The sequence below is a fragment of the Kitasatospora sp. NPDC017646 genome (assembly GCF_044329365.1).
GTDB lineage: Bacteria > Actinomycetota > Actinomycetes > Streptomycetales > Streptomycetaceae > Kitasatospora.
Map to the genome: position 1 here is coordinate 54,433 of NZ_JBIRJC010000035.1, position 12,474 is coordinate 66,906.

General features: G+C 69.5%; 11 protein-coding genes and 1 CRISPR repeat array (1 of these 12 only partly in view). All 11 genes read left to right on the top strand.

What is annotated here, in order from left to right; all coding sequences use genetic code 11:
• Positions 1 to 1,019: direct repeats of the CRISPR family, unit length 25 nt; unit sequence GTCCTCCCCGCGCGAGCGGGGGTCA (it extends 408 nt beyond the left edge of the window).
• 67 nt (positions 1,020 to 1,086) lie between these two features.
• Positions 1,087 to 1,359, top strand: coding sequence for a hypothetical protein (locus tag ACH4J0_RS33950; protein ID WP_396244868.1), 273 nt, complete (start codon positions 1,087 to 1,089; stop codon positions 1,357 to 1,359).
• A gap of 43 nt (positions 1,360 to 1,402) precedes the next feature.
• Positions 1,403 to 3,364 (top strand): hypothetical protein, encoded by a 1,962-nt coding sequence (locus tag ACH4J0_RS33955; protein WP_396244870.1) that lies wholly within the window; start codon positions 1,403 to 1,405, stop codon positions 3,362 to 3,364.
• A gap of 921 nt (positions 3,365 to 4,285) precedes the next feature.
• On the top strand, positions 4,286 to 4,612 hold the full coding sequence (locus tag ACH4J0_RS33960; protein ID WP_396244871.1) for a hypothetical protein: 327 nt from the start codon (positions 4,286 to 4,288) through the stop codon (positions 4,610 to 4,612).
• Positions 4,609 to 6,228: an alpha/beta hydrolase gene (locus tag ACH4J0_RS33965; protein ID WP_396244874.1), complete on the top strand. Its 1,620-nt coding sequence runs from the start codon at positions 4,609 to 4,611 to the stop codon at positions 6,226 to 6,228. The genes ACH4J0_RS33960 and ACH4J0_RS33965 overlap by 4 nt, the downstream gene beginning before the upstream one ends.
• Before the next feature lie 148 nt (positions 6,229 to 6,376).
• Positions 6,377 to 6,808, top strand: coding sequence for a hypothetical protein (locus ACH4J0_RS33970; protein WP_396244876.1), 432 nt, complete (start codon positions 6,377 to 6,379; stop codon positions 6,806 to 6,808).
• A 1,126-nt stretch (positions 6,809 to 7,934) separates the two neighbouring features.
• Complete coding sequence (locus tag ACH4J0_RS33975; RefSeq protein WP_396244878.1) at positions 7,935 to 8,309, top strand: transglycosylase SLT domain-containing protein; 375 nt, start codon at positions 7,935 to 7,937, stop codon at positions 8,307 to 8,309.
• A gap of 1,196 nt (positions 8,310 to 9,505) precedes the next feature.
• Positions 9,506 to 10,108, top strand: a complete 603-nt coding sequence (locus tag ACH4J0_RS33980) for a replication/maintenance protein RepL (RefSeq protein WP_396244880.1) — start codon at positions 9,506 to 9,508, stop codon at positions 10,106 to 10,108.
• Entirely contained in the window at positions 10,102 to 10,482 is a 381-nt protein-coding gene (locus ACH4J0_RS33985) for a helix-turn-helix domain-containing protein (RefSeq protein ID WP_396244882.1), read from the top strand. Before ACH4J0_RS33980 ends, ACH4J0_RS33985 begins: the two co-directional genes overlap by 7 nt.
• A 49-nt stretch (positions 10,483 to 10,531) precedes the next feature.
• Positions 10,532 to 10,795, top strand: coding sequence for a GIY-YIG nuclease family protein (locus tag ACH4J0_RS33990; protein WP_396244883.1), 264 nt, complete (start codon positions 10,532 to 10,534; stop codon positions 10,793 to 10,795).
• A gap of 101 nt (positions 10,796 to 10,896) precedes the next feature.
• Positions 10,897 to 11,112 (top strand): hypothetical protein, encoded by a 216-nt coding sequence (locus ACH4J0_RS33995; protein ID WP_396244884.1) that lies wholly within the window; start codon positions 10,897 to 10,899, stop codon positions 11,110 to 11,112.
• 96 nt (positions 11,113 to 11,208) lie between these two features.
• Complete coding sequence (locus ACH4J0_RS34000) at positions 11,209 to 12,324, top strand: tetratricopeptide repeat protein (protein WP_396244885.1); 1,116 nt, start codon at positions 11,209 to 11,211, stop codon at positions 12,322 to 12,324.
• Positions 12,325 to 12,474: the final 150 nt, after the last annotated feature.

Sequence of the window (12,474 nt, forward strand, 5' to 3'; positions counted from 1 at the left end):
CCGGTCCGCCTCGGTGAAGTCCTCCCCGCGCGAGCGGGAGTCAGCCGCTGCGGCGCACGATCGAGGGGAAGTGAGCATGGTCCTCCCCGCGCGAGCGGGGGTCAGCCGCGGATCTGGTCGTGGAGGATCTCCCGTGCGGTGTCCTCCCCGCGCGAGCGGGGGTCAGCCGTTTTGATCTTGGCTGACTGGTGGTCAGGAGTGGTCCTCCCCGCGCGAGCGGGGGTCAGCCGGTTGTGCTCTACTGCAACCGCGATTTCTGGCGGTCCTCCCCGCGCGAGCGGGGGTCAGCCGCTCCTCCGGTTTTAGTACCGATGAGTTCGCACGTCCTCCCCGCGCGAGCGGGGGTCAGCCGGTGGGCTTCCCCGGTAGCGGAACCGCTACAGAGTCCTCCCCGCGCGAGCGGGGGTCAGCCGCCGTAGTTGTCGCTGTCCGGCGTGATGATGCGGTCCTCCCCGCGCGAGCGGGGGTCAGCCGGGAGCACCGATGGCACGCAGGATCGTGTTCGGGTCCTCCCCGCGCGAGCGGGGGTCAGCCGCACGTGCCGATCCGCCTGCCCCGCCAGCGCACGTCCTCCCCGCGCGAGCGGGGGTCAGCCGGTCGCCGAGTTCGAGGACCGCGATCGCACCGTGTCCTCCCCGCGCGAGCGGGGGTCAGCCGTCGCTGGAGTGTCTCCGGCGTGGCATTGGCGAGTCCTCCCCGCGCGAGCGGGGGTCAGCCGGTACGACTTGTTGGTGTAGGTCTCCCACGGCGGTCCTCCCCGCGCGAGCGGGGGTCAGCCGCCGAATGCCGGAGTTATCCACAGGCTGGCATGGTCCTCCCCGCGCGAGCGGGGGTCAGCCGCTTTGGAACACCGTCACTGGCGCGATCGGCATGTCCTCCCCGCGCGAGCGGGGGTCAGCCGGTAGCCATGCAACTTCGCTTCAATGCGGATGCGTCCTCCCCGAGCGAGCGGGGGTCAGCCGACCGGTGTTACCCCGGCACCTACGCCGACCCCGTCCTCCCCGCGCGAGCGGGAGTCGCTCCTGCTCTCCGGTCACCCGTATGTCCCGTGGCTCGTCGGCCGCGCGCTCGCGGGGGCTGCTCGGCATGCGAGCCTCAGGCCCGAAGCGGCGGCGATCGGGCTTCAGCGAGCAGCACGTCACCGCCGATGCCCCGGCCGACTTCCTCGCCGCTGTTGAGCAGCGGGCTGCCGAACTCGGCCGCGCCGCCGAAGCGCTCTACCTGGACGGCACCCCCTACCAGGGCAGTGGCGAGCCGATGCGCTACCTCGACGTCGCCGGCGGCCTGCTCGACTACTACGTCGTCCCGTGCCTGGGAATCGTCGTCGTCTGTCAAGTCACGTCACCGCCGACGCCCTGACCCCGGCATCGGGCCGGGCCAAGGGGAAGTTGCGTTTTCCTCGGTGCCCGGTTCGGCGTGGTGGCACGATAAAGTGCCACGGTCAGGCGCGAGTTGGGGGTTGTCGTTGCCGGATGACAAGCGGCGGATCCAGACGGCGGTGTTGGGCAGCGCGGATTCGGAGGAGCCGCTGATTCTTCCGCTGGAAGCGATCGAGCTGGACGCCTTCCGCCGGCAGCACGCCGAGGACACGTTCTGGTGCGGACTACTGCTCGGCGGCTGCGGTGACCAGCTGACAACAAAGCTCTACACCGACCGAGTCTGCCACTTCGCCCACTTCCCCGACCCCACCGGCCTGCACGTTTGCGAGCGCAGGGCCCGGGACGTGTCCAGCGCCGACCACCTCTACATGAAGTCCGCCGCCACGACCTGGCTCCTCGAACAGGACCACCAAGGCACCGTCCACCTTCGTGAACCGCTCGGCTCCGTCGTCGACATCGCCTTCGAGCACCAGGACCGCGGGCTGCGTCTGCACTTGGACGACTCGGTGGCACCCGTGTGGGACGACGACCTCATCGAGCCGATCCTCGGCACGACGGTGCCGGTCGACATCGACACTCTGGTCCGCCGCAGGTACGTCCACCGGGTCCGTCTGGACAGCGCCGGCACCTCCCGCAAGGTCCGCATCGGCACCCAGGCCCCCGCCCGGGAGACCCAGTGGTTCGCCCTCGACGAGTGCCACATGTCCCCTGACGGCTTCCGCACCCCCGCCGTCGAGGAGATCCTCACCGTGGCAGAGCACACCGTCTGGCGGCCTGCCGCGTTCGCACCTGCGCAGAAGCCGACCGCCGCGCAGCGCCTCGAGGGTGCTCTGCGGTCGGGCTCCATCCTGATCCTGGAATCCGAGTGCCGCGCTGTGCGGGCAAGCGGCCCACACGAGGGTCGCGAGGCCCAGATCGTCCCCGCTCTGCTGGATCAGGCTCGGCAGTGGCTGGAGCGGCAGAAGCGCCTGCGCGCGGATCTGTTCGGTCGGCTGGCGCAGGCCGTGGATCACCTGGACGAGCAGGCAGTCAACTCCCTGCTCGTCCAGGTGAACTTCAAGGCCGCCCGAGATCGCACCACCGAAGAGCACGAGATCTCCGCTAGGGCCGCCGCGTTTCTCAAAGGCCTGAAGCGCCAGGCGGCCCAGGCCGCCCGGGCTGAGCGCACCGCCGCGAAGGCCCGCGAGACTGAGCTCAAGCGCAAGCGCTTCGCCGGATCCGTTCCGGCCCAGCCGCAGATCAGCCTGTCGGAGACAGCGCACCACCGGATAACCGGCATGATCGCGGACCTGCAGCGCCGGGAGGCGCGCCTGGAGACCCGTGAGCTGGTGCGCCTGGTCGACGAGATGGTCAAGATGGCGACGACGGCGGCGCACCGGGTCTCGAGGCGGCAGCGTGAGGAAGTGGACCAGTGGATCGCCAAGGCGGAACGGCTACGCCCGGGTGCCCGGTCGGCGAAGCCGCCGTCGGTGAGCTCCAAGCCGGTTGGCGAGCGTCGGCCCGGGGGTGGTTCCGCAGGTCTGTCGGCGTCTGATCGCCGGCGGTCGGTGATGGCGGCCGAACCACAGGTGGAGCCGGCTGCCGGGGCCTGCCCGGCCGGTGGTCGTGCGGGAGGCCCTGGCCAGATGCGGCTTTCGCCTGCCGAGCTGGCCAAGGCCGTTGCTGCAGTGCGCCGGGGGCTGGAGCGGGCCGCTCGCGAGCAGGCCGTCATCTCCTGGTCCGTGTTGCGTCGCCAGCTCGGCGGGTCTGTGCCAGTTCTGGGCCCGGACGATCGGCTGGCGGTGCTGCTGGAGGTCGAGAAGGACACCTCGGCGAACGAGCCGATGCTTTCCTCGCTGCTTGCTGCGGGCGGTACCGGGGCCCTGGCCCTGTACCGGGACCTGAGCAGGTGCCTCGGCCGGGACCTGCCTTCCGACGATGCAGCCGTCCGCGCGCACTGGCAACGGGAGATTCTCCGACTCCAGCACCGATACTGGCGCCGCTGAATCAGGGCCTGCGGTGGCGGCGCGCTTGACTTCTTTGTCACCGCGGGCGCGGGCCAAGAAGGGCGGCTCTGCCTTTGAACCGGTGGCCAGCCGCCACCAAGGAGGACCAGGTGACCGCACAGCCTGACCACCAGGCCCAGGCCGCGTCGGGGCCGACCCCCCCTGCACGAGCTGCGCACCGCGCTGTCGCGCTACGGCCTGCCCGGCGATCGCGAGGCCTTGATGAGCGAAACCGTTCTGGCCCCCGTCCGGGGGCCAGAACGGTTTCGCTGGGCCGACCTTCGAGTCCAACGCGGCCAGCACCCACTCTCCAGTTGAGAGCCGGGAGCCGGCGCCAATCACAGACCTCGCGGACAGAGGCCACAAGGACGGCTGAGGGCACGACGTGCTCTGCGCTCACAGCCGTGGTCAGCGCCAAGGGCCCTGCTGGACCTGCCCCTGCCGTCTGCCCCGATGCCGCATAGGCTGACGTCCGGCCACCACCCCGGCTCGCCGACCTCAGCAGCCGACTCGCCCGACCCGGGGCTGATCCGTCGAGTCGGGAAACGCCTATCGAGAGGTAGTCAGCCCCAACAAGGTGGCGTGCCTTCTGCGTCACTCTCGAAGGTTCTTCGCCCAGTCGCCCCGGAAGCGGTAGGCACGGCCGTCGCCGACCTGCTTGATCCCGCCGGGCACGACGTCCCCGTGGTAGGGATACTGCTCGGCCGGACGCGGTCGAGAAACTGGTCGCGCTCTGCCCGCGGCTTGGCACTCCTGAGCCCGGCTGCGCGGGCCCAGGGCCGGTGCTCCCTGCGTAACCCTGACCGCCTGTGCGGTCCGCAGTAGCATCTGAGTATTTGTACGGATGCGGAGCGCGCGTCGCCTGTCTAGGGTTCTGCGGGGGTTGGGCTCAGGCATTCGTTTTCGGGGAGGGGAGTCCACGTGGCTGACAACACCACGGGCAAGGTTGTGGTCAAGCCGGCGGATCTACGGGCATCCGCGGGTATCGCGAAGACGCTGGGGGAGGAGTTCAGCGCGCCGATCCAGAACGCGGTGAACACCAGTGCCACCGTGTCGGGGCAGCTGACCGGCTGGTCGATCGCGGGTGGACTCGCGCAGTTGGGCACCGGTTGGTCCAAGCCACTCGGCGATCTGCAGCAGCGTCTCGTGAACACCGCGACCAACCTGGAGGCCAACGCGGCCGCGCACGAGCACAAAGACCAGGCCGTCGCCGGCGCGTGGGCTGTTGCACCGCAGGCGGCCAAGTGACCAGCGCGTATGAGCTCCTGGTGAAGTTCGACCCGCACGGGCTGCACGACGCGGCGAAGACCTGGACGGCGCTCGGCCGCGCCGCGGAGAGCACTGGCCAGCGGCACCGCAGCCAGGTGGACGGTCCGCTGGTCGGCAACTGGGAGGGCGAGGACGCGAAGGCCGCGCTGGCGTTCCTGGCGAAGACGGAACAGCACCTGAACGTCGTCAAGATGGAGGCGGACACCGCGGCTTTGGTGCTGAACACCGTCGCTGACCGCATGTACCAGGCGCAGACCAACCTCACCAACGCCGTGAACCGTGCGGTGGACGCCGGCCTGGACGTGTCCGCCGAGGGCGTCGTCAGCCTCCCGCCCGAGGGCAAGGGGGAGCACAACGACCCGGAGGCGCAGAAGGCGCGCCGGCAGCTCGGGTCGGAGATGAAAAGCTTCCAGGACCGGATCAACACCGCGCTGAAGGACGCCCAGACGGCAAGTGACCAGGGCAATACGGCGTTGGGCCGGCTCAGCTCGAACGCCCTCGACCCGGCCAAGGTGAACGGTGCGCTGGCAGGGGCCAAGAACGCGGCCGCCGCCGCGATGCAGGACCTCGGACTGGTCGACCCCTACATCCCGGACGGCAAGGACCCGGAGAAGTCCGCGTCCTGGTGGAAGGGGCTCACCCCTGAGCAGCAGGACGCCTACCTGGCCCTGCACCCCGATCAGATCGGCCGCCTCGACGGGCTTCCCACGACCGTCCGGGACGAGGCCAACCGGCTCGTGCTCGACGAGAAGCTGGACGCCTACCGAAGCGGGAAGCCCGGCGACTTCGGTATCGACGAGGACGAGTACAAGTCGCGGATCAACGCCATGGAGGAGATCAGGAGGAAGCTGGCGGCGTCCGACGGGAACCCCGAGAACCACCGGATGTTCCTGCTGGGAATCGATCCCGAGGCGCACAACGGCCGGGCCATCGTCTCGACGGGGAACCCCGACAAGTCGCAGCACACGGCGGTCTTCGTGCCGGGCACCGGAACGGTGTTCGCCGGGGTGCCGGGGCAGATGGACCACATCCGGCGCCTCCAGAAGGCGGCCGAGGACGAAACGGACGGCGGTGCGAACGTCGCCGTCGTCTCGTGGCTCGGCTATGAGACGCCGAACTGGCTGGACGGCACCGTCGCCGAAACCGACCGGGGAGATGCCGGGGCACCGCTTCTGCGCAACTTCACCAAGGGGCTGCGTGTGGCCGAGGGCGACAACGGCCTGTGTTCGCACCTGACCCTGATGGGCCACAGCTACGGGACCTACGTGGTGGGCGCGGCCGCGCGCGATGGCGGTGCGAACGTCGACGACATCATCGCGCTCGGTAGCCCGGGAATGGGAGTGGACAAGGCGTCCGAGCTCAACATCGACCCCGGGCATGTCTGGGTCGGCACGGCCAAGGACGACTTCATCCAGACGTTCACCGGCACCGTGTTCGGCGAGGGCCCCCAGAACGGGGTCTTCGGCGGCCAGCGCATCGAGATCGACACCAGCGGACACGGCGGCTACTGGGACAGGGCGAGCCAAAGCCTCGATAACCAGGGGCGGATCATCGCGGGCCGGCCACCGACGCTCGCCCCCAAGCCCCCACGCTGACCCCACGACCAGTCCGACCGACCGCCGACTCAGGAGCACCATGACTGCCAGCGCGCCCCGCACCACCAGGCGGATCATCGCTACCGCGCTCCTGCTCGCGGCACTCGGCGGATGCTCATCCGCTGCCGACAGGAGTGACACACCACCCGTGAAGTCCAAGGCCGACGCCCAGACCTGGGCCCAGCAGATCACCGAGCACATGGCCCGAACCGCCGGGATCGAGACCGACCCGTCGACGATCTCCGCGCTCTTCACCCCGTGCACCGGAAAGAACGGCGAAACCGCCTCCGACGACCGGTACATCCTGATGTACAGCGTCAAGAGCTCGGTTCCACGCGCCCAGCACCCCGAGGCGGTCAGGAAGATCCGCGACATGCTGACCGGCGAAGGACTGACGGTGAAGGGCTACCGCGAGTCCGTGGACGGCAAGCCGGATGCGCTCGTCGACACCTACCACCCCACCAGCCGGTACTCCGCCACGGCGTCCACCTCGGGTACCGGGGACCGCATGTACCTGAGAGTCACCACTCCCTGCCTGCTTCCGCCCTCCGAGGAGCCGTCCCCTACGTCTACGTCCTGACGCTTGCTTCCGTCAGCGCTCCGCCGAGCGCGCTTCGGCCCTACGGCCTGAGCGGTTCCCTCGACGCCGCGGCGACGACCGCGAGCTCTGCCCGTGGACGTCGGGCGCGCCCTACCACCAAGACGAGCCGGTCTGCGGCGCTTCCACACCGCAGACCGGCTCGGCAAGCGGGTCTCGACCGCTGCGGTAGGCAACGTCGCTGATTGGACCGGGGCCGCGCTCCTCGGGAAGGCGGTCCAGGGCACCTCGTACACAACAAGAGGACCCCCGGCCTGATGCCTCCTACCCCGGTGGCGACTTTGCGCTGACCCGGGAAACAGCCGGCCCGACCCAGCTTCCGCCTCCGCGGCGACCGCACCACCGTCGGGTATTGGCGGGAACAAGGTCGACTGGGTTTCCGCGAGCGTGCGTCCGGCACGGGTGCGTTCGGCGATGGACGGACTTGCCGCCCTGGTTCCCACGGCATCCGGCACAGTCCGCCGCGGGCACGCGAGGGCTTACCCCTTCGGGTTCTCCAGCGAGGGTGTGCAGCACCGAGTCAAACCCGGGCAGGCGAGGGCTGACGGAGGTCGGGCCCCCGGGGTGCCACCGTTCTTGCAGTCCTGGCCAGCTGCCCTTCGGGCTGTTCCACGTCGGCCAGGTGTGGTGGCGGTCTCAATGCCGGTCACCTGGTGTTGACTCAGCGTGGTGGCGGCGGTTCGGTCGGTGATGTGACCGAGAGCCTGTCTAGTGAGTGCGCTCACAGGGGAATGCGGTGAACGACGGCGAATAGTAGTGTCCGTTTTGATCTCTTTTGGCATCATTTGCCGGGCGTCTGGGGCATTCGCGCCGGCCCAGAGAGGATCGGCAGGGACCGGCGGACCGGGCCGACCGCGCCTCGGATCAGTGCCGGTTCGCTTTGACTACGACTGCGGATCGTACTGAGGGGGTCTTGGCGAGCGCCGATCCGGTCTGGCACGTTGGCATTCGTCGTCAGCCACACCGGCTCCTGTCCCGCCGGTGAACGGCTTACTGCCAAGTCACGCCCCGCGATCGTTCGGCCCCTGTCCGGCCATGGTCGAGGCGGGGCGCGACTCGGCCCAACCCGATTGAGGTCTTGCTCTACATGCCCGCTTTCAAGCTCCGTATGCGTACCTCTGCCGCGATTCTGGCCGGCGCCGCCGGTGTGACCGCCCTGGGTGCCGCCGTGGCCCCCGCCATGGCCTCGGCTGCGCCCGCCTCCCCGCAGGCCATCGCCGCCCGGATGGTGCCCGCGGACCAGCTGGCCTCGTTCAGCCAGGTCGTCTCCCACGAGTCGGGGTGGAACGTGACGGCGACGAACCCGAGCTCGGGCTCCTACGGGCTGGGCCAGGCGCTGCCGGCCTCCAAGATGGCCTCGGCCGGTGCGGACTGGAAGACCAATCCGGCCACCCAGATCAAGTGGACGCTGGACTACATGAACAGCCGCTACGGCAGCCCGAACGCCGCCTGGGCGTTCTGGCAGAACCACCACTGGTACTGAGCCGACCAACTTCGTCTCCTCCCCCCGTGCCTCGGGGTCGGACAGGGGCCGCCGAGGTGACCACGAGGGCCTGTGCCCGCACGTTCGTGCGGGCACAGGCCCTCGTGCTGTGTCCCGGCTATCGGCATGTCGGCGAACCGCCGACCGGATCCTCCGAGTTGTTCTTCCCACCCGGGCAACGCGCGCCACTTGCCCTGCCGGCCAGACCGGGATCGGGCGGCAACTGCGAACCGATGCGGGCTGCGGCCGTGTGGGTGGCTGGGCGCGGCGTGCTCCGCCCCCGCACCCGTGGCCAGCGCCCGGCGGCGCTGGACCCGCCTACCTTGCGGGGGGCTCCTCCCCCCGCGCCCCCCACCAGCCCTGCGCGGGCTGGACATGCGCTGCCGCCCGCCCTGCGCTGCCGGATCCGCCGTCAGGGCCGTGGCCGGCCCCGCCGTCGGCCCGTCACCGCACCGGCCGGACCGTGGCCGGTCCGGCCTGGGCAGTTGGCCCTCGAGAAGCGGCCGGCGCCCTTGCTGGATGAGGCGGCCGTTGACCCGGCCTGCGCCAAGCATGGGAGACCTGCCAACGCACCAGGTGGATATGGACGTCACCCCTGCCTCGAACACCGCTTTCAGTCACTACTTGCTGGGACCAGGTGGAGAACCCCATCCCTGGTCCGCACCAGCCAGGTCACGGGCAATGTCGGTGTCGGCGAACGATCGCAGGGCAACGGTGCGCAGTTGCTCCTGAGGTCAAGGGGGTCTGTGTGTTGGTCCGGGTGTTCGGGTCATTCCGGCTGTAGGTCCGAGGTTCCCGGGACGTCTAGGTGAGCACGGTTGTTGGGGGAGCCGGGAGGGCAGACGGTGGCCCTTTTTTTATAAGAGCACAGTCGAGTGATCATGCCTCTGACCTGCGAACTTGGAAAATCAAAGGTATGGCTGCGCCGACACTAGGTTCCCGCTGGTGTCACGGGAGGCCGACTTTCGGACCCAATGTTTCGCACGATTGCGAAACACTGGCGTCGGGCTGCGGCGACGTTGAGGACCCCCGAGTGATCATCGGCACGCGGCCCGGCGCTCGACCTGGCCAGACGGAGGAACCCACGAAGCCCGGATGCCGCCCGCGACACGTGTTTCGCACTCACGCGCAGAATGCTTCGCAGCATTGCGAAGAACATGTAGTCTGCTGCCGACACGAGGAAAAGGATCACGGCCTTGGCACAGGCAGAGCGCGGCAGCACCCGAAGGCAGACGCCCGAGCCGCCCCGCCAACCGAGACTCGAGCCCGCCGGCCCCCAGCACCAGCGCGACCTCGCCGCCGAGATCGTCCGGGGCTACGCCGGCCACCTCCCCAACGGCATCTACGAAGCCCGCACGAAGTTCTACCGGCGCGCACCCCACGAAGTCCTCGGCTCCGACGGCTACGCCCTCCTCAGCCGCTACTTCGCCCGCTACGTCCTGCCCCAGGCCCTCATGTCCGGCGAGATGACGAAGCTCCAGTGCGCCGTGCTGTCCAACATCGTCGGCCGGGCCGAGCGCGGCGTCTGCCACGCCATCCAGCGTGAGATCGCCGACGAAGTCGGCACCAGCCGCTCCAGCGTCAGCCCCGCCCTCAAGCACCTCGCCGCCCGCAACTACATCCGCAGCATCGGCCGGGGAATTTGGCAGCTCAACCCCCTCATCGCCTACAAGGGCAACGGCGACGAGCAACAGACCTTCCTCGCCGAACTCAGGGCCCTCGCCCTGGAAAACGGATTTCCTGACATCATCGGACTGGAAGCCCTCCGGAACGGGGACAAGGAGTCACCAGCATGCTGATGGTCACCGACCTGTTCGGGATGCTCCGGCGCCTCGAACTCACCCCCACCGCCACCAACGTCCTCTCCGTCATGGTCGAGCGGCAAAACCCCGGCGGCGTCGTCCCCATCACCCAGCAGGACATCGCCGAAGAACTGCAGATCCTCCCCTCCGTCGTCAGCCGCGGAATGACCCTCCTCGTCGAGCGCGGCCTCGTCCTACGCAAGGGCTACCGCTACCGCCTCCACCCCGCCATCGCCGGCTACAGCTCCGAACTCGAGATGCAGGCAGCCATGGCCCGCGCCGCCCGCGAAGGCGTCGCGCCCATCCTGATCCCTGACTACCAGGCCGCCCCTCCCAAGGCCGGCCGGTCCCGGCTGCGCGCGGTCAGCTGACTCACAGGGCTTTGTCACAGCTCTGAGCTACGGTGCACGACAGCTCCAAGTGGGGTCGCCCGTGGCGCTGCTGATAGCCGCGACATTTCCCGGCGAGCCGAGGCTGGAGCGACACCTCCACAAGGAGTTCGACGGCTACCGGACTCGTGGGGAATGGTTCGACTTCGGCGACCAGGACCCAATCGCCGAGGTCGCTGCCGCAGTAGAGGCGTACGAGCCCGAGCCAGGGCATGAGGACCGCGCAGGGCGATACCGAGACGCTGGGCCTCCCCTTACACGCTGGCACTTTAACCGCTCTGTTCTGGGGATCTGAAACAACGGACCGGTCTGGCCCTGGTGGCCAGGGCCAGACCCCTACCACCGGTGATAGCGGTCTGGCCCCCCGCACCCGCCCAGGCTGCGACACTGGTGATCATGACCGACCGACGCAGCCTCTCGCTGCCCGCCTTCTCCGACCCTGCCGCCGACACGCCCCTTCCCGCCCAGTCCGGCGGGCGCCGGCTGCTGCCGGTCGAGCAAGGCGCCGACTTCCGCCAGCCGCCCGGTGAGACCGCGGCCGTACCCGCCCCGGCCCGTCGCCGCCTCTCGCCCGGCGGCCTGACCTTCTCCGACCCGGACCGCCAGATCTGACGCTTCGGGCCGCCGCGCCGCAGGCTTCTGACCTGCGGAGGGTTCAAAAATCGGCCCTCAAATGAGGGCCCGAAAGCAGGACCGCGCCACCTGCCCATGCCCGCCGCAGTGGTCGGGCCCTATGCTCGTCGTCGTTTGCCCTGGGAGAGGAAACAAGCGGTGGGTTGGTGGGAGCGTCGGCGGCTGAACCGCCGGCTGGAGGCGGCTGAGGACCTGTACAAGCAGCTGCGCTGGGTGGACGCCGAGCGGGAGCTACGCGCTGTCCTGGAGGTCGCTACGGACGGGGCGGGCTCGCTGGTCGGCTCTGTACGCACCCTTCTGGCGCAGGCGCTCCGCATGCAGGGCCGTCTGCAGGAAGCGGAGAGCGAGGCCAGGTCCGCAATCGCCGCCCAGCCGGTTCCGGGCGATGGTCGCGACGGACAAGACGTGCTGGCCTTGGTCCTCGGTGACATGGGCCGCCACCAGGAGGCAGCCGACCTCCTGGCCGCCACCGCCGCGGCACGCGCCCGCATCACCTCCTCCGGTCACCCGCTCGTCCTCAAGAGCCGCAGCGACCGCCTCCAGCACCTGGCCTACCTCGGCCTGCACGAGGAAGTCGTCGCGGAAGCAGACGCCGTGAAGACCGCCGCCAGCGGCACTGACGACATCCACCGGATCCTGCTGCCACTGGCCGCCACCAACGGCCTGGCCTTCAGCCTCTCACTCCACGGCCACTACGAGCAGGCCGAACAGGTGCTGCTCCCGGTGCTCGAGGAGGCAAGCCAGCAAGGCCTGGGCAGATTCCTGATGGTGTTGCACCTCGGCGCGGCCCGGGCGCTGACCGGTCAGGGCCGGGCCCAGGAGGCGCTTGCCGCCGTCGACCAGGCGCAGGACACCTTCGACCGGACTCCGGGGGCCGGCGCACTGACGCAGGATCTGAGCGCGCTACTTCTGGCTAGGAGCGCGGCGCTGCTCGCATCGAGTCGGCCCGCTGACGCCGAACACGAGGCCCGGCGGTGCCTCAGCGAGTGTGAGCGCCGCCTCGGCCCCGCTCACCATCGCGCGCTGGAGGCCGCCACCGTGCTCGGAACCGCCCTGGCGGATCTGCACCGCAACGATGAAGCAGTCGAACTCCTGCACGCCACCCACGACGCCTGGCGCACTCACTTCGGCCATGACCACCACGGCACTATCCGAGCCCGTCAACTCTTGGCCGCCCTCACCGACAATTAGGGCCTGTTCCGAGTTCAGATCATGGGTTTGTTGATTCTCCTGCCCGGGACGGCCATGGCCTGGTAGAAGTCGCGGGTGACGCGTGGTGATCTAAGCGATGCCGAGTGGGAGTTGGTGGAACCGTTCCTGCCGGTGGGCGAGCGTGGGCCG